This is a genomic window from Bacillus methanolicus PB1 (genome assembly GCF_000262755.1).
GTDB classification, from domain to species: domain Bacteria; phylum Bacillota; class Bacilli; order Bacillales; family Cytobacillaceae; genus Bacillus_Z; species Bacillus_Z methanolicus.
Genome location: NZ_AFEU01000003.1, coordinates 1,245,975 through 1,264,400, shown reverse-complemented (window position 1 = coordinate 1,264,400; position 18,426 = coordinate 1,245,975). Strand labels below are relative to the sequence as shown.

The 18,426-nt window shown below is 39.8% G+C and carries 12 protein-coding genes and 1 other annotated feature (1 of these 13 cut by a window edge); of the genes, 7 read left to right on the top strand and 5 right to left on the bottom strand.

Annotated features, from left to right (window positions below):
* The first annotated feature begins 124 nt into the window (after nucleotides 1–124).
* The 4 genes from PB1_RS15990 (at nucleotide 125) to PB1_RS15975 (ending at nucleotide 5,592) form a co-directional block, all read left to right on the top strand.
* Entirely contained in the window at nucleotides 125–2,731 is a 2,607-nt protein-coding gene (locus PB1_RS15990; RefSeq protein WP_034645491.1) for a DNA translocase FtsK, read from the top strand.
* 251 nt (nucleotides 2,732–2,982) lie between these two features.
* Nucleotides 2,983–4,284, top strand: coding sequence for a UDP-N-acetylmuramate--L-alanine ligase (gene murC / locus PB1_RS15985; RefSeq protein WP_004438993.1), 1,302 nt, complete (start codon nucleotides 2,983–2,985; stop codon nucleotides 4,282–4,284).
* A 241-nt stretch (nucleotides 4,285–4,525) separates the two neighbouring features.
* The gene (locus PB1_RS15980; protein ID WP_004438989.1) at nucleotides 4,526–5,011 is read left to right on the top strand and encodes a DUF948 domain-containing protein; all 486 of its coding nucleotides are present in this window, start codon (nucleotides 4,526–4,528) and stop codon (nucleotides 5,009–5,011) included.
* Between the two features lie 14 nt (nucleotides 5,012–5,025).
* Entirely contained in the window at nucleotides 5,026–5,592 is a 567-nt protein-coding gene (locus tag PB1_RS15975; RefSeq protein WP_004438984.1) for a YtxH domain-containing protein, read from the top strand.
* A gap of 61 nt (nucleotides 5,593–5,653) precedes the next feature.
* Here PB1_RS15975 and pilM read toward each other — a convergent pair whose 3' ends face one another.
* Nucleotides 5,654–7,843 carry a cell division protein FtsA gene (gene pilM, locus PB1_RS15970; RefSeq protein WP_004438979.1) on the bottom strand — a complete coding sequence of 730 codons (2,190 nt, stop codon included), beginning with the start codon at nucleotides 7,841–7,843 and terminating at the stop codon, nucleotides 5,654–5,656.
* 218 nt (nucleotides 7,844–8,061) lie between these two features.
* On the opposite strand from pilM, the gene PB1_RS15965 reads away from it, so the two are divergent.
* Nucleotides 8,062–9,138, top strand: a complete 1,077-nt coding sequence (locus tag PB1_RS15965) for a bifunctional 3-deoxy-7-phosphoheptulonate synthase/chorismate mutase (protein WP_004438978.1) — start codon at nucleotides 8,062–8,064, stop codon at nucleotides 9,136–9,138.
* 352 nt (nucleotides 9,139–9,490) lie between these two features.
* A complete protein-coding gene (gene ccpA / locus PB1_RS15960) occupies nucleotides 9,491–10,489 on the top strand; it encodes a catabolite control protein A (RefSeq protein ID WP_004438976.1) in 999 nt (332 codons plus the stop codon).
* A gap of 184 nt (nucleotides 10,490–10,673) precedes the next feature.
* On the opposite strand, the gene PB1_RS15955 is transcribed toward ccpA, so the two are convergent.
* The 3 genes from PB1_RS15955 to PB1_RS15945 form a co-directional block, all read right to left on the bottom strand.
* Nucleotides 10,674–11,855, bottom strand: coding sequence for an acetoin utilization protein AcuC (locus tag PB1_RS15955; protein ID WP_004438970.1), 1,182 nt, complete (start codon nucleotides 11,853–11,855; stop codon nucleotides 10,674–10,676).
* Nucleotides 11,852–12,499, bottom strand: coding sequence for an acetoin utilization AcuB family protein (locus PB1_RS15950; RefSeq protein WP_004438968.1), 648 nt, complete (start codon nucleotides 12,497–12,499; stop codon nucleotides 11,852–11,854). Before PB1_RS15950 ends, PB1_RS15955 begins: the two co-directional genes overlap by 4 nt.
* Nucleotides 12,500–12,623: 124 nt before the next feature.
* On the bottom strand, nucleotides 12,624–13,256 hold the full coding sequence (locus tag PB1_RS15945; RefSeq protein ID WP_004438965.1) for a GNAT family N-acetyltransferase: 633 nt from the start codon (nucleotides 13,254–13,256) through the stop codon (nucleotides 12,624–12,626).
* A 213-nt stretch (nucleotides 13,257–13,469) separates the two neighbouring features.
* Here PB1_RS15945 and acsA point away from each other — a divergent pair, with 213 nt between their 5' ends.
* Nucleotides 13,470–15,188 carry an acetate--CoA ligase gene (gene acsA, locus PB1_RS15940; protein WP_004438963.1) on the top strand — a complete coding sequence of 573 codons (1,719 nt, stop codon included), beginning with the start codon at nucleotides 13,470–13,472 and terminating at the stop codon, nucleotides 15,186–15,188.
* Nucleotides 15,189–15,341: 153 nt separating this feature from the next.
* Here the strand turns inward: acsA and PB1_RS15935 are convergent, their stop codons facing one another.
* The gene (locus PB1_RS15935; protein WP_034645486.1) at nucleotides 15,342–18,242 is read right to left on the bottom strand and encodes a transglycosylase domain-containing protein; all 2,901 of its coding nucleotides are present in this window, start codon (nucleotides 18,240–18,242) and stop codon (nucleotides 15,342–15,344) included.
* Nucleotides 18,243–18,387: 145 nt separating this feature from the next.
* Nucleotides 18,388–18,426 (top strand) — a binding site (T-box leader); it runs 177 nt beyond the window's last position.

The window sequence follows — 18,426 nt, the reverse complement described above, 5'->3', positions numbered from 1 at the left end:
AGACTTTATTTTTGTAAAATTAACCAACTGCTCTTCATTAAGGCTCATTCTCGCAAATTTTCTCGATATTTTAAGATTTACTGATAAAATAGAAGTGATAGTGATAGTAGAAAGAGTGATTTTATTGAGTTGGATTAAGAAGCTTTTCCAAATGTTTAAAAATGATTATGAAGAATTTGAATATATTGATGAAGGAGACAGCTATCAAGCAAAAGAATCCAGCCGAGAGCAAAATTCCGGAAGCAAGGAAGTTGACGCAAAAATTGCCTATCAATATCCAAACGGTAAATTTCGTTTTCCTCTTATTCCTGATCAAAATGAAAGAATACAAAGAAGGGAAAGGGTAAGAAGACGAAACGAAAATGATCCAGGAGCATCTAAAATGCCAGCGGAAAAACCGGATAGGCCTGAATGGAAAGACAGAACGAGACCGGAACGGAACATTTCTGTTATGAGCGCTTCATCCGAACAAATCTTTGAGCCTGAATCGAAAGAAAGAAAAAGATTTGATCGGAACAAGCAGGAAGTAGCAATGAAAAACCGCCAGCCATTTAGACCGACGGAAATACCTTCTCCTATATACGGATACGGGCGGCGGAGCCGAAGCAAAGAAGAAATAGTGGAATACGAATTAACCGGGCTTGAAGGAATAGATCGCAACAAAACGGTTCATGATCAGAATCTTAAAGTTGTTCATTCCGATGTTCAAAAAGTTTCAACACATTCTGAGAACGAAGAGCTGAAAGATGAACGTCTGCATCGTCATGGTTTGACAGACATTGCATATACCGGGCATGGTGAGAAATCCGAATCCACGCACAGTAGTGCGGATTCGCACGACAATAAGACTGAACCAACCATGAACTACAAAGAAAATGAAAGCAACCTCGGTGAAAAGAGTGTTCTTTTCGATGCAAATGAATATCGGCATGTCCAAGATATAACCGAAACTGATAAAGCAAAAACTTCCGGGCAAATGGATCATAGTCAAGAGGATGATGTAATAGAAAATGAACCGTCTATTACACAGTCCGCTCAAGAGAAAGAACCGATAATGCGGGACATGCCCCCGGAAAGATCCGAACAAGCTGCGGTGCCAGAAAGAAGAAGGCCTCACATTCCTTTTAATGTGATAATGCTTAAAGACGACAAAAGAAAGCTTCAATTAAGGGAACAGGCAAAAAGAGAGCAAAATGAACGTTCTGCCGATCATATTAAATCATTCTTGCAAAAAAGTCCGGAGATTGAACATAATCAAAGCCAACCAAAGGAGTCTTTAAGTACGATAGGATCTGACCAAAAGAATTCTTATGAATACCCGCCTGTAAGCCTGCTTTCACCGCCTGTGGCCAGATCATCAAATACAGGCTGGCTGTTAGAACAGAAACATCTGTTGAATGAAACATTAGAAAACTTCAATGTCGGGGCGAAAGTGGTGAATGTGACACAGGGACCGTCAGTTACACGGTTTGAAGTTCAGCCCGATCCCGGCGTAAAAGTGAACAAAATTACAAATCTATCAGATGATATTAAACTCAGCCTCGCAGCCAGGGACATACGGATTGAAGCACCAATTCCGGGCAAACATACGATTGGAATCGAAGTACCGAATGAAACGAGCCGGCCTGTTTTAATAAGTGAAATTATTCAAAGCCGGGAATTTATTGAAAATCAATCCCCGTTAACAGCGGTCCTTGGATTGGACATTTCCGGAAAACCGATTGTAACCGACTTAAAAAAGATGCCGCATGGGCTTATTGCCGGGGCAACAGGTTCCGGGAAAAGTGTATGTATTAATTCAATACTTATAAGCCTGTTATATAAAGCGAATCCGCAAGATGTAAAGCTGCTTCTCATTGATCCGAAGATGGTGGAACTTGCACCATATAATCAAATACCGCATCTCGTAAGCCCTGTAATAACGGATGTGAAGGCAGCAACGGCTGCATTAAAGTGGGCTGTCGATGAAATGGAACGTCGATACGAGCTGTTTGCCCATACTGGAGTAAGAGATATTAATCGTTTTAATGAGCTTGCAATTGAGGAAAAACGCTATTCCGAAAAACTTCCATATATTGTAATTGTCATTGATGAGTTGGCCGACTTAATGATGATGTCTCCAGCCGATGTAGAAGAAGCAATTTGCCGAATTGCACAAAAAGCGCGGGCTTGCGGAATTCACTTGATTATCGCTACTCAGCGCCCGTCCGTTGATGTCATTACCGGTTTAATTAAGGCAAATGTACCGACAAGGATCGCTTTTTCCGTATCGTCGCAGATTGATTCACGAACGATTATCGATATAAGCGGAGCAGAGAAACTGCTCGGCCGGGGTGATATGCTATTTTTGGAAAACGGATCATCAAAGCCTGTGCGTTTGCAAGGAACATTTGTTTCCGATAAGGAGATTGATGCGGTCGTCGCTCATGTCCGCAAGCAGCAAAAACCACAGTATTTATTTGAACAGGGAGAATTGCTAAAGAAAGCCCAAGTGGATGATGAAGAGGACGAACTGTTTTATGAAGCTTGCGAGTTCGTTATTGAACAGGGCGCAGCTTCAACGTCAAGCCTTCAGCGCCGGTTTAAGATTGGATATAATCGCGCTGCCCGGTTAATTGATATGATGGAACAGCAAGGATTTATTTCAGAAGCACGGGGGAGCAAGCCGCGAGATGTCCTTATTACAGAAAGCGATCTTGAGTCAATACAAGATGCTAGTACAATAGATTAAGAAGTGTTATTCTTTATTTCCATGCAAATTACTGAAAAAAAACTTCAGCGCAGCATTTTAAGTATAATGAGGTGCTTTAAGATGTTTTCTTCGAGCAAAAGTTAATAAGAGCTATTTCACGGTTGTTAGTTTTTAATAAAAAAATGTTATAATAGTCTAATGTGAAATGCTTTTACAAATGTAAGCAATGAGCAAAATAAGATAAATGTCATATACTGTGTTACAGATAGACGTGGTTGGAGGTTCTTTATATGACTATTTACCATTTTGTAGGTATAAAGGGGTCTGGAATGAGTGCACTGGCACAAATACTCCATGACATGAATTACCATGTTCAAGGCTCCGATGTCGAAAAGCGTTTTTTTACCCAACAAGCCCTTGAACAATCTGGAATAAAGATCCTTCCGTTTCATAGGGATAATATTAAGCCTGGCATGACAGTGATTGCCGGAAATGCTTTTCCTGATACACATGAGGAAATTGAGGAGGCCATGAAACTTGGACTTCCAATTATTAGATATCATCGTTTTCTAGGTACCTTTATGGAAAATTTTACAAGTATTGCTGTCACAGGGGCACACGGAAAAACTTCAACAACCGGTTTGCTTGCTCACGTAATGAAGGGAGCGAAGCCAACTTCTTTCTTAATTGGAGACGGTACGGGCAAGGGAGACCGGGAGGCTGAATATTTTGTGTTTGAAGCATGTGAATATAGAAGGCATTTTCTCTCATATTTTCCTGATTATGCTATCATGACAAATATTGATTTTGATCACCCTGATTATTATGCCAATATTGAAGATGTTTTTTCTGCGTTTCAGGAAATGGCATGGCAAGTAAAAAAGGGCATTTTTGCATGGGGTGATGATGAATATCTTCAAAAAATACAAGCGAAAGTTCCGGTTTTATTTTACGGATTTGGAGAAGAAAACGATTTTCAGGCAAGGAATATTGTGAAAACTACCGAGGGCACTACTTTTGATGTTTTTGTCAGAAATACTTATTACAACACTTTTGAAATCCCTGTATTTGGCGATCATAATGTGTTAAACTCTTTGGCGGTCATTGCCATTTGCCATTACGAGGGGATTGAAGCGGAGATTATTGCTGATCAGCTTCAGACTTTTACCGGGGTCAAAAGAAGATTTTCGGAGAAAAAAGTCGGATCGCAAATTATCATAGATGATTATGCACATCATCCGACAGAAATAAAAGCAACGGTTGAAGCTGCAAGGCAGAAATACCCCTTCAAAGATATTATTGCTGTTTTTCAGCCACATACATTTACGAGAACGCAAACATTTTTGGATGAGTTTGCTGAAAGCTTAAATAAGGCTGATAAAGTCTATTTATGCGAGATTTTCGGTTCGGCAAGGGAAAACCATGGAAAACTGTCCATTGAAGATTTGCAGAAGAAAATTAACGGTTCGGAAATCATTACAGAGGAAGACACGGCTCCTTTAAAGAAACATGAAAACAGTGTAATTCTTTTCATGGGTGCCGGTGATATCCAGAAATTTCAATCAGCTTACGAACAGCAGCTGCAAGTATAAAAGTGAATCTATCATCAGTAGGGTTTTACTGTGCTGATAAATCATCCTTAGAGGCCAGGTGTGAATCAAGCACCTGGCTTTTCAGCTTTTATCAAAGGTTTAAAAGTAGATAACACTCTTTATTGATTTTGGTGCAGGAAATTGTCACTATTATATTGAAATATTTAATTGAGAAGATGGTTTATGACTTATTTATAAGGGTAAAAAATAGACTAACTTCAAACACTGGGGGTACATATAAGTGGAAATTCTTTTATATTTAAGTGCAATAGTTGCTGCGATATCATTTCTCTTTTTGGTTATTTTTCTTTCGATAACATTAAGATCACTGCGATCTACGCTAGACAATGTTTCCCGGACTTTATCCGGCTTAGAAAAACAGCTGGGCGGTGTAACGAGGGAGACAACGGAACTGCTGCATAAAACGAACTCCCTTGCGGATGATATCCAGAAAAAATCAGAAAGCTTAAATAGTGTTATTGAGGCTGTGAAGGATGTTGGCCATTCTGTTAAAAAGTTTAATCAATCGCTCCAAAACATTACTTTAACAGTGAATCAAAAGCTTGAACAAAATAAGGACAAGATATCACAGGTTGTACAATTGGGCAATGTATTGTTCGAGTTAAGGGATAAATGGAAGGCAAGAAAAACACAGAACAATTCCTATAAACGTGGTATCCATCCATCTGATAATGCGTTGAGAGAAAAGGAAAGGTCAAGATATTAAAGGAGGTAGAAAATATGGTAGAAAGAGATCGGAAATATAATGAAATGAATGAAAGAAACGATTGCAGTTCAGGTTCAAAGGAATTTATGATCGGTGCGATTATTGGCGGGGTGATAGGTGCAGCTGCTGCTCTGTTTTTTGCTCCAAAATCAGGGAAAGAATTGCGCAGCAATTTAAACAAACAGGTATTGGTTTTAAAAGATAAAACCGGCCATTTTCGTGATTCAGCTTTGACAAAAGGAAATTCCCTTGCGTCAGCGGCAAAAGAAAAAACAGTTCAGTTACGAGATCAAGCAATGACAAAAGGAAGCGAGCTGGCTTCTGTAGCGAAAGAAAAAACGAGCACGTTAACCGGAACAATTACACAGCATTCTGCTAATTTATTAAAAAAAGTGAAAAACATGAATACCGCAAAAAAAGATCAAGAAATACGAGAAGAAACCGCACAGGAAACTCCATCTAAGACAATAATTATCGATGCACCAAAAAGCCACGGCAACTGGTCTGATGCCGATATTCAGCAAAAGCTTGAAGAAACAAAAAAAGCGTTCGATGAAATGGAAAGAAAATTAAATCAATAATAGAAATTGCATTAGCTTTCAATGTTTCTCTTTCAAACGAGTTAAAAAATGGGGCTAAGGGTCAGACCCCTTTCCCCTTGCCGGCAGGGCTATTTTTTTCCTGTGCCAATGGCCAGACAATTTTTAATTCGTCGCCAGGGTGAATTTGATCGTAGAATGTCGCCGGAGTGTCGTTTTTAAGCAAAACAAATTTTCCGCCCGAATTTTTTGGCATCGTAATTTCAACATGTTTAAATAAATCATGGAAAAGAAATGGCTCCATTTTTTTCTGTTCGACTGTAATTTCGTCTCCATCAAACAGAACTGAATCTTCTGCAAGCTTTTTTCCATTTCTGTAAAAATCGGTTACAGTTTTTGATAAATAGATTTTTTCTCCATTATACGTTACTGGTATTATGTGTTTTAATTGGAAATGCTTCATCTCCGCCAGTTGTTTTACAGTCGGTGTTTTCTTTTGTTCAATTATTATTTCATCAAGATCATCAAAAGTGCTTTGAGGTTTAACGGCGATTCCATTACGAAATAGTTTCCCTGCAAGATTCGGAAGAAATGTCTCTCTGCCATTGATCTTCAATCGAAAAGGCCTTAGTTGTAATAGAAGGTCATGAAGTTGAAGCTCTTTCAGCAATTCTTCAATCGTCTCCAGGATTGTACAAACAATTTGATCCCGGTCTTCTACCTTTTTATCTGGCGTTGTTTTTTCGCCGTTGCATGTAAGAGTTGCAAAAATTTCATAGGTCTTGCCGTTAATCGTAATTTTCTTTTTTGGAATATGATCAAGCAAATCGGCTATTTTCACATCTGCAGCAAAGCCATCTTTTCCTTTTTCTACTGTTATTTTGTCGCCGTTCTTAATCTCATCGTCAAAAGAACATGGTTTCCCGTTTAATAATATGGTTGGGGCTTCGCCCAACTGGCCGGGGATCGTGATGTTTTGTCCATTAAGCTTAACAATTAATGCCATACCGGGTTTCCCGTAAAGCCTATTCATTTTTATTCCTGCCGCCAGTAGGCAATCCCCTACAGTTAATTTATTTATTTCAAATAAACGTACAGGTTGTTCATTGACATATACTGTACTATATTGCACCGGCGATCTTTGGGCAGCAATTGCGATTCCGATAGGGGTAACAAGTTCCGGCCCCTTTTGAATTTTTTCGGAAATGGTTAGGGAAGAAATAGCTTCTATTCCTCGGATCGCGACTCGGTTCTCAGGAAGATTTAATTTTTCAGCCAGCCTTTTTGGAAGCTCCGGTGTTAAGCTTCCGCCCCCGACAAGCATAACTGCTTTTGGCGGCTTTCCATTGTTTAGCTGAAGAATTTCATTACAAATTGATTCTGCAAGCTTGTCGAGAGCAGGAGAGATATGGGTGATGACTTCATCCTTCGAAACTTCTGTTTCAAAACCGAGTATATCAGTAATTGTAATCCGATCATTTGTATGTAATTCTCGTTTTGCTTTTTCAGCTAGAGGAAAGTCAAGCAAATATTGGTCACTGATCGCTTCTGTAATTTCATCACCGGCAATCGGCACCATCCCGTAAGCGATAATCGTGCCCATGTCCGTTATGGCTATATCAGAGGTTCCTGCCCCAATATCAACTAATGCAACATTCAACCTTCGCATAGAAGGAGGGATAAGAACATTAATTGCTGCAATCGGTTCTAATGTCAATGCTTCCATTTCCAAACCGGAGCGGTTGAGAGCAGAAATCAATGATTCCACGACTACTTTAGGGAGAAATGTTGCAATAATTTCAACAGAAGCTTCTTCACCCTGCTGGTCAATCAGATTTCCTATTTCTTCTCCGTCAAGTAGATAATAAAGAACTGAGTATCCGACACAGTAATAATAATAGCTTTTTTCAGCATTATTTTTTTCGGCAACTGATGCTTGCGCCTGCTGTACGGCACTTAATTCAAGATGAAGAATATCCTGTTTTTGAAGCAACGGTTTTCCTTTGATCGATACAGTGACTTTTGCCCGCTCCGTTTTTAAAGCACGGCCGGCAGCAGCAACCGACACCTTTTTTAAGCTTCCGTGACTTTTTTCCAACTGCTCCTTTATTTCAGTTATGATTTTTGAAACGGACAGGATATCATGAATTTGGCCATCCAGCATCGAACGTGTTTTGTGCTCTTTTGCAAGAATATCAATGACGAGATATTGGCCATCGTTTTCTTCCAAAATGATGCCGACAACGGAGCGTGTTCCGATATCGAGAGCAAATAGTTTCTTTTTTTCTTGCAAAATGAATACACCCTCTTTTAAAATCGTCATATAATACTTTAATACTTAAAAGCGTTTAATCATTAAAGAAATTTTTCGTGACAATCAAACTCATTTCATATATAATAAACCCTAATTATATAGAAAATGTATCATATTTTCATGGAGCGATAAAGAATATTCACAACTCTGTAAGCATGATTATTTGATTATAATTTTTTTGAAAGGACGGAAAGAAGATGAGCAATAAGGAACTTGATCAGTTGCGTCAACGTGTTGATGAATTAAATTTGGAGCTTTTATCATTAATTAATGAAAGGGCGCGGCTTGTTCAAGAAATTGGCCGCGTGAAAGAGACTCAAGGAGTTTTTCGATATGATCCAGTGCGTGAACGCAATATGCTTGATTTAATTAAGGAAAATAATAACGGGCCTTTCGAAAACTCAACAATTGAACATATATTTAAAGAAATTTTTAAAGCCGGCCTGGAATTGCAAAAAGATGATCATCGTAAAGCATTGCTTGTTTCCCGCAAGAAAAAACCGGAAAATACAGTGATCGACCTAAAGGGCAAGAAAATCGGCGACGGAAATCCGCACTTTGTTTTCGGTCCTTGTGCCGTTGAATCATATGAACAAGTAGCAACGGTTGCCGAATCAGTAAAAGAAAAAGGGTTGAAGCTTTTGCGCGGCGGGGCTTACAAACCGCGTACATCGCCTTATGACTTCCAAGGACTCGGATTAGAAGGATTAAAAATTTTAAAGCGGATTGCGGATGAATTTGATTTAGCCGTAATCAGCGAAATCACGAATCCGGCTGATATTGAAACGGCTGTTCAATATATTGATGTCATTCAAATAGGCGCCCGCAATATGCAGAACTTTGACTTGTTAAAGGCGGCAGGTGCTGTAAATAAACCTGTTCTATTAAAGAGAGGATTAGCGGCAACGATTGAGGAATTTATTAATGCAGCGGAATATATTATGGCTCATGGTAATGGACAAATTATTCTTTGTGAGCGCGGAATCCGCACATATGAACGGGCAACAAGAAATACTCTTGATATTTCAGCGGTGCCAATCTTAAAACAGGAAACCCACCTTCCAGTTTTTGTTGACGTTACACATTCTACCGGTAGAAGAGACTTGTTGCTCCCTGCGGCAAAAGCAGCGCTGGCGATTGGAGCAGATGGAGTAATGGCAGAAGTTCATCCTGACCCTGCAGTAGCTCTGTCAGATTCTGCTCAGCAAATGGACTTGAAGCAATTTGACGAATTCTACCGCGAAATTAAGAAATCTGTTTTTACAAGAGTATAAGAAATATTATTGGAATAATAGACTGACCCATTAGTGTCTGGCTCCCGTCTGAAGTTGCTAAATATTGTATAACATTGATTATGTTTTCAATATTTAGCAACTAAGGGTGCCTGGCAATTAGTTTAGGTCAGCCTTTTTTATGTTTTTTATCGAAATTTTTTCACATTTTTGTAACATTGTTGTTAAAATTATCGCCTTGTGATTGCGGCATTTTCCTTACTGTCGTATGATTAAAATACATAATTAGACTTGTTTAGCGCATCACAATCTTAGAGAAAAATGTTTAATACTCTTTGATTGCAGTAAAATAAAGAAAAAAGATGCGTGTGTATCAAACGAAGGAGTGGGTTGCATGAATGTAACAATATACGATGTTGCAAGAGAAGCAAATGTATCGATGGCAACAGTTTCACGGGTAGTCAACGGGAACCCGAATGTTAAACCTGCCACAAGAAAGAAAGTCATGGAAGTCATTGAACGGCTCGGTTATCGGCCAAATGCTGTGGCAAGGGGATTGGCAAGCAAAAAGACGACAACTGTCGGTGTTATTATCCCGGATATTTCAAGCACATTTTTTGCTGAGCTTACTAGGGGAATTGAAGATATTGCCACCATGTATAAATACAATATTATTTTGAGCAACTCTGACCAGAACAAAGAAAAGGAATTGCATTTGCTTAATACAATGCTTGGAAAACAGGTGGATGGAATTGTCTTTATGGGTGGAAATATCACTCCAGAGCATGTCGAAGAGTTTGAAAAATCCCCTGTCCCAATTGTATTGGCAGGTTCAATTGAAGAAACAGAAAAAATTCCATCAGTAAATATTGATTATGATCAAGCAGCTTATGATGTTGTTCAATCTCTTATTGAAAAAGGCCATAAGGAGATTGCTTTTGTCATCGGTCCTCTTCATGAGCCAATCAATAAGGAGAAAAAGCTGGCAGGATATAAGCGGGCACTTGAAAATTTCGGAATCCTATTTCGTGAAGAATTTATTATTGAGGGCGATTACACTTATGATTCGGGGATTGAAGCGATTGAGAAGTTGCTTGAAATGGATTCAAGACCGACTGCAATTTTTGTCGGTTCCGACGAAATGGCGCTTGGGGTTATTCACGGAGCTGAGGATAAAGGCTATAAAATCCCTGATGATTTCGAAGTGGTCAGTTCTGATAATACTAGATTAACCTTAATGGTACGGCCTCAGCTTACAACGATTGTCCAGCCATTGTATGATATTGGAGCGGTTGCAATGCGGCTTTTAACAAAGCTGATGAATAAAGAAGAGGTGTCAGAGCAAATTGTCATACTCCCGCATCGAATTGAATTCCGGAACTCAACTAAATAAGAAAAGTATAACTAAATAATTTTCGATCCGAAATATGATCAGGTTGACGTTACAAAAAGAGGCTGTCTCATAAGGGTCTGACCCCATGCGCATTTATCAATATATAGAACATTTATCCAATATTATGTCCTATATATTGTGTTATGGGGTCTGACCCTTGGGCTTTTGAGACAGCCTCTTTTCGTTATGATTCACTTCTTGTCTCAGATTTTTTTCTATTGCGGATAGGGTAAAGCGCATTTTCAAGCGTTTGAGCATTTTTTTCTGTAATTTCCGGTTTCCGGGGGATGGGAGGATACATATTTTCAGGGTCATCCCATTCGGACGGTAAAGAGACCGGCGATTTTTCCTGCCATGCTTTTATCCAATCCTCAGGCAAACTGCCGTAACAATTTGAGTTTTCTGTCATTTCCATCCAGATCAACGCCCAGGCTCTTGGAACAACTCTCCAAATATCATAGCCTCCGCCACCAACGGCGATCCATCGGCCGCTGCAATATTGATGGGCAATTTCATGTGCCAGTTTCGGAATTTCCCGGTAAATTTTCATAGTCGCTGATAAATGGGTAAGCGGATCATAATAATGCGAGTCTGCCCCATTTTGCGTCAGAAGTACATCAGGCTTAAAAAAATCTGCGACTTCACGGACAGCATTTGTGTAAGCATAAAGCCATGATTCGTCTTCTGTAAAAGCGTCCACCGGAATGTTGAAAGAGTACCCGTATCCTTTTCCTTGACCTCTTTCATTTACATTTCCGGTCCCGGGAAAGAGATAGCGCCCTGTTTCATGTATTGACAATGTACAGACATTTGGGTCATCATAAAATGACCATTGAACACCATCCCCATGGTGCGCATCTGTATCAATATAGAGAACCCGTGCATGATATTTTTTCTGCAAATATTTAATCGCAACGGAACTGTCATTATAAATGCAGAATCCCGAAGCTTTTCCCCTGAATCCATGATGGAGGCCTCCGCCAAGATGGAGTGCATGTGTTGCTTTTCCTTCCATAACGTAGTCGACTGCAGTTAACGCACCTCCTACAAGTAATGAACTTGCTTCATGCATATTTGGAAAGATTGGAGTATCTTCAGTGCCAAGTCCGTAATTCTCAGCGGTATTTTTGTCAAGCAGCCCCTTCCCTGCCATTTTTACAGCGTCGATATATTCGGGGGAGTGGAATAAGTAAAGTTCCTCTTCCGTTGCAGAACGGGGACGGACGATCTGATTTTCATCTATTGCATTGAGTTTTATTAATAAGTCTAATGTCAGCTTTAAGCGAAATTGATTAAAAGGGTGATGATTGCTGAATTTATAGTTCAGCAAGTCTTCAGAAAATACAAAGACCGCGTTGTCTCTCATGATTGGATCCCCGGAAAGTTGGGCCATAATACGAGGAGGCCTTCTTTTTTGAGATCGTTAATGATATTGATAGGATTCATTGTTTGCACCCTTATAACCAAAATTTTGTATCCTTCTTTTTTTTTATCAGGATAAACAAGAACGCTTTGAATGTTAGTGTTATGGCTGTGTATGACATTGGCAATTTTCCAAAGCATCCCTTCTTTGTTTGGAACCTTTACTTCGATTAGCGAGCCAGGCTGATGGGCCCCTGTTAATTCCACAAGAGTGTGAAACAGATCTGTTTCCGTAATAATGCCTACAAGCCTGTTGTCATTCATTATTGGCAGGCATCCGATTTTATGTTCATAAAACAGGGCAGCGACTTCTTCAACGAAATCGAGAGGATGACCTTTGATGATATCCTTTTTCATGATACTTTCCAATGGTTTTTCCATTATATCTTTCCGCTCTGCTGCTTCCAATATTGATGGAGCAGCTTCTTTAATATCCCTATCAGTAACTAAACCGACTAAATGATTTTGCTTATTAACGATCGGAATATGACGGATTTTCTTTTCACGCATAAGCGAAATTGCATCCGCAATCGTGTTATCAGGAAATAATGTTACTACATTTGTTTTCATAATTTCTTCAACAAGCATCTAATATCACCTCCATCTTTTATTGTTCAGCTTCAGCGGCAATCCCTTCGAGGTCATAAGTCAAATCACTCCTGCGTGATTCGTCTTATGCTTGTAGGGGCTGACCGAGCCGCTTCCGCTTTTCTTAATACATAAACCGATTTTTAAATCGCAGCCTGTCAAATTTTTGAATGGATTCAAAACCCACTCGTTTTCCAATTTTAGCCATTAAGCAATTTGCGGGGTGAGAGCAGATTTCAGGGTCGTCGGTCGCATAATATTGCAGGCCGCCGGCATTCATCATTTTTTCCATTACCTTTCTGTATTCCCAAACATTTAATCCTGTTCCTTTTAAATCCCAGTGCCAATAATATTCTGTTGTTATAATAATATAATCTTCCATTGCATCATCCATCATAGAGACTCTTAGAAGATTTTTTCCGACAGAATATCCTCTGAACTTCGGGATTACCTCAATTGCTCCGAGCTCGATCAGATTGTCCATATTCCCTTCCGACCATCGTTCTAACGGGTCAGGGTATAGATAGGTTACATATCCGACAATTGTTTCCCTGTGCCTTGCTATGATAATTCTGCCTTCGGGCAGTCCGGCAATCTCTATTAAAGCTTTATGCTGCTGTTGGGAAGGCCGAAAAGCAACAAGGTCTTTATGAAATTCATAGTCTGCCAGTTTTTCAGGAGTTATTGAGCCTTCTATGATTAAGTCGCCATGAGGAGTTTTCAGTTCCAAGGCGTTATAATTTTTTTTATGGTTCATTAAGTCACTCACCCGAAAAAACAAATATTGGTTAATAATATTATACATGAAAACTCTTATTTTTAAGCGTTTTCAATAAATATTCTTTAATTTGTTAAAATATCAGCATTAATTATTGATAGAGAATAATTAATTATTATACAAGGAATATTTTAAAAATTAGGAATTTGTAATATAATATAAGGACAAATTTATGATAAAGGGGGAAATGGCATGAAAGTCGAAACGTTGCCAGTGATAAAAGGGATCAATAACTTGGAAAATTATGAAGAAATGTATGAGCGGTTTGACTGGAAGGAAACAGAGAAACATTTTACATGGTATGAAACCGGCCGGGTAAATACGGCTTATGAAGCGATAGACCGCCATGCAGAGTCTTTTAGGAAAAATAAGATTGCTCTTTATTACCGGGACGGTTCCCGGAATGAGAAATATACGTTTAAAGAAATGAAAGAATTCTCAAATAAAGCAGGCAACATCCTTAAAACATACGGCGATGTTGAAAAAGGCGACAGGGTGTTTATTTTTATGCCTCGTTCTCCTGAACTATATTTTGCACTCCTTGGTGCAATTAAAATTGGCGCAATTGTCGGACCGCTTTTTGAAGCTTTCATGGAAGGTGCAGTCCGCGACCGCCTGGAAGACAGCGGAGCAAAAGTTCTTGTGACAACTCCTGAACTTCTAGGGAGAGTTCCTGTGAATGAACTTCCAGAACTAAAAACTATTTTCCTTGTCGGCAATAACATTGAAGAGCGGGGGCAATATATTGATTTTAATAAAAGGCTGGCCGAAGCTAGCAAAAAATTGGAAATTGAATGGGTCGACCGGACAGACGGGCTGATTCTCCACTATACTTCAGGTTCAACCGGGAAGCCAAAAGGCGTGCTGCATGTCCATAATGCAATGATTCAACATTATCAAACTGCAAAGTGGGTTCTTGATTTAAAAGAGGAGGATGTTTATTGGTGTACTGCTGACCCTGGCTGGGTAACGGGAACATCATACGGTATATTCGGTCCATGGCTTACTGGTACATCAAATGTGATTATCGGCGGCCGCTTTAACCCTGAAACGTGGTATAAAATGATTGAAGAATTTGGAGTGACTGTCTGGTACAGTGCACCGACTGCATTCAGAATGTTGATGGGTGCCGGCGATGAAATCGTTAAAAAGTTCGATTTGAGCAGTCTCCGCCACATTTTAAGCGTTGGAGAACCTCTTAATCCTGAAGTGATAAGATGGGGGATGAAAGTATTTAATCTTCGTATTCATGATACATGGTGGATGACAGAAACCGGTGCGCATCTGATTTGTAATTATCCATGCATGGAAATTAAGCCGGGTTCGATGGGTAAACCAATTCCTGGTGTAAAAGCTGCGATTGTTGATGATCAAGGCAACGAATTGCCGCCATACCGGATGGGAAATCTGGCAATTAAAAAAGGCTGGCCATCCATGATGCATACTATCTGGAATAATCTTCAAAAATATGAATCTTACTTTTTACCGGGAGACTGGTATATTTCCGGTGACTCTGCTTATATGGATGAAGACGGCTATTTCTGGTTCCAGGGACGTGTCGATGATGTCATTATGACATCCGGTGAACGTGTTGGCCCATTCGAAGTTGAAAGCAAGCTAGTTGAACATCCGGCTGTTGCCGAAGCAGGGGTAATCGGCATACCGGATCCTGTTCGCGGTGAAATTATAAAGGCGTTTGTTGCGTTGCGGACTGGATATGAAGCCACCGAAGAGCTGAAAGAGGATATCCGCCAATTTGTTAAAAATGGCCTGGCCGCACACGCTGCTCCAAGAGAAATTGAATTCCGCGATAAACTTCCAAAGACCCGAAGCGGAAAAATCATGCGCCGCGTCCTCAAAGCATGGGAGCTTAACTTGCCAACAGGAGATTTATCAACGATGGAAGATTAATTAAAAAGTTTCTTTATGTAAAAAAGAGGCTGTCTCAAAGCCTAAGGGTCAGACCCCATAACACAATATATAGGACATAATGTTGGATAAATGTGCTATATATTGATAATGCACATGGGGTCAGACCCTTATGAGACAGCCTCTTTTTGTATTCTATTGACCGGTTCCGGCACTCCCATGTTCACTTGAAGGCGGTTCACCGGTACTGCCGGCGTTTCTATTTCCATTGTTGTTTCCATTTCCAGGTGGAGTTTGGCCCTTTCCGCCGGAAGCACCGCCATTCCCTTTACCGTGATCTTTCCCTGCAGAGGGAACATCAGGATTCGGCTCAGGTATATTTCTGATTTCAACGATATTAGAAGGAGGAGATTCGTTTCCGGCTATATCGACTGCTGTAACATAATAACTGCCAACAGTTGCGTTAAAGGATAAAGAAGAGCCGGCTTTTATGCTTGCAGCTTTTGCTCCATTTTTATAGACACGGTAGCCGATGACATCATGATCCGGATGGTTTTGCCATACAATCGAGTTGCCTGTAATTTTTATATTTAAGGCTGCAGGTGTCCGTCCGTTTTCCGCAAGCTTATTTTCAGGAACTAAGACGTTTGACCAACGGTCTTTTTTTGGGATAAGCTGCTGTGGATCAGCCTTTATACCAAATATTTTCCCAATATAATCAGGATTCAGAATTAAACCTGATTCTGCAAATTCGGCGGGAGTTGAATCTAAAGCTAAATATTTTCTGGCGCCGATACGGATAAATTTGCCTTCTATTAAACTGTCATCAACTTTTGTCGGCACATATTTAGCATTAAATAAATCTGTTTCTACGAGGCCTGCTCTAACACAAGCATTGGATGGCAATAAACCGGATGTTGCACAGAATGACCGCCTCACAATACCCCCCGGCATCTTAAATGGTTCATCAGGATCCACGAGTTGCGGATTAACATCATAAGCAGCATTTATTAATTCAGCCCATAAATATAAGTTTCTTAAGCTGTAGCTTAATCCGCCGGTTTTTAAAGATTTTGGCGTATCATAACCGGTCCAGATTCCAAAAGTTACATTTGGATTGGTTGCAACAAACCAGGCATCATGGTATTCGTGTCCTGTTCCTGTCTTTCCTGCCCAATCGGATCTGAATTTTAATCTGCTGTTTAAGGAGGCTGCAGTACCGCTAGTAATGACGTCTCTCATCATATCAAGCGTTAAATAAGCAGTTTGTGGGCTGAAAACTTCTACCGGTTTCACTTCATGCTGGTAAATGACTTTCCCGTTTTTATCGATAATTTTATCAATCAAATAGGCATCGACGAACTTTCCGCCATTTGCAAATGTTCCAAAAGCATTTGTATTTTCTTCAACCGTTACTCCGTTTTCCAAAGAACCGATTGCTGTTGACAAATTTGTAAAATCCGGTTCTACGAGCGACGTAAAGCCCATCTTTTTTAAATATTCAGCAGGTCTATGCCCGATAATATCTTTGTACAATTTTACGGCAGGAACGTTATATGATTTTGCCAGAGCGTATCTTGCTGGTACTAAGCCGCTGTATCGTTTGTCGTAGTTCGTTGGCCATGGGCGATTCAAGGTTGGATTAAGATATAAAGGAACGTCGGGCAAAATCGTACCTGGAGCTGCTTTTCCAAGCTCAAATGCCGGTGCATAAACGAGCAAAGGCTTCATTGTTGAACCATTTTGACGGACAGCACTTGTTGCGTGATTTAATTTTTCTCGCTCATAATCGCGGCCTCCGACAAAACTGATAATTTTGCCTGTTTTGTTTTCAATCAAAATGGCTCCGACTTCTACTGGTTCCATAATCGTCTTTTTCCCGCCTGTTTCAGGATCGGTTATTTCTTGAGGTTTATCAGGGCCGTAATATGGATAATTATCTTTTACTTTTTGCATTGCGTCATAGACGTTTTTGTCGATTGTCGTATGAATCTCGTATCCGTTTTGGCGGAGATTCCGGTCGGCGAGAGCCATATATTCTTCCCGCAATTTTTGATCAGATTCAAGATCCAGTTCTTCGTATCCGTCTTTTTGAGCCAATATCTTTGCCAAAATTTCCGCGGACCGCTTTTCGATTTCAAACGTCAGCCAAGGGTATTCTTCTTGAGGGCTTGGAATGTATGGAGCAAAATCTTTTGTAATATCATAGGCAAGGGCTTCTTCGTACTGCTTATGATTAATTTTTCCGCTATCATACATCCTTTTTAAAACCGTTCTCATCCTCGTTAAGCCCGGTTCAAGGTTTTCTTTTATTTCCCCCTTATTCGTAAAAGGAGTGTATGCAAACGGGCTCTGGGGAAGTCCAGCTATAAATGCAGCCTGGGGCAGGTTTAAATCCTTTGCATTAACACCGAAAATACCTTTTGCTGCCGCTTGTACGCCGGCAATATTCCTTCCTGAAGAATTGCGTCCAAATGTTGCAACATTTAAATATGCTTCTAAAATTTCGTTTTTGTCGAAAAATTTCTCCAGTCGGAGAGCTAATATAATTTCTTTTGCTTTTCGTTCAAAGGAAATTTCATTTGTTAAAATCTGGTTTTTTATTAACTGTTGCGTCAAGGTGCTTCCGCCTGTTTGCGTGGACGAATTTGTCACTTCCTGCAAAATTGCTCGAAAGATTGCTTTCGGAACCACGCCGTCATGATCGTAGAAATACTCGTCTTCGGTTGCAATGACTGCATTAATTAAATGTTCGGAAACTTGGTCAAGCTTTACTCCTTCGCGGTCAAGATCACTCCGCAGCTTGCCTAAATAAACATTATTGTTAAAATATAGTTTCGAAGTTTCCTCGTAGTTGTATATTTCTTTTTTCAATTTTTCATAGGAGCGGATAGGCTCATCCTTTACAAGGGAAGCGAAATAGCCGGCACCGACTCCGCCGGAAAATGCACTTCCAAGCACAATCACAATTAAAAAAATAAGAAATAAATTCCATACAACCTGATAAGTGATTCGTGCTCCTTTAATCGTTTTTTTATTTGAAAGAAGACTAAGCCACGATCTAAATCGTTTCTTCCAAATTTGCTTATCAGTCATATGATCAGTCCCCCTAAAATTACATACATTATAGCATATCAAAGTTTCTAAGATGACAAGCTTTAACACTTTTCTAAAATTTCCTTTGTGAGATTGACAATTACATGGTAAATATGATAAAAATGCTTTATCGTAAATATATAACGAGTAAGCTATGACGGGAACAAGTAGTGGTTCTATCCCT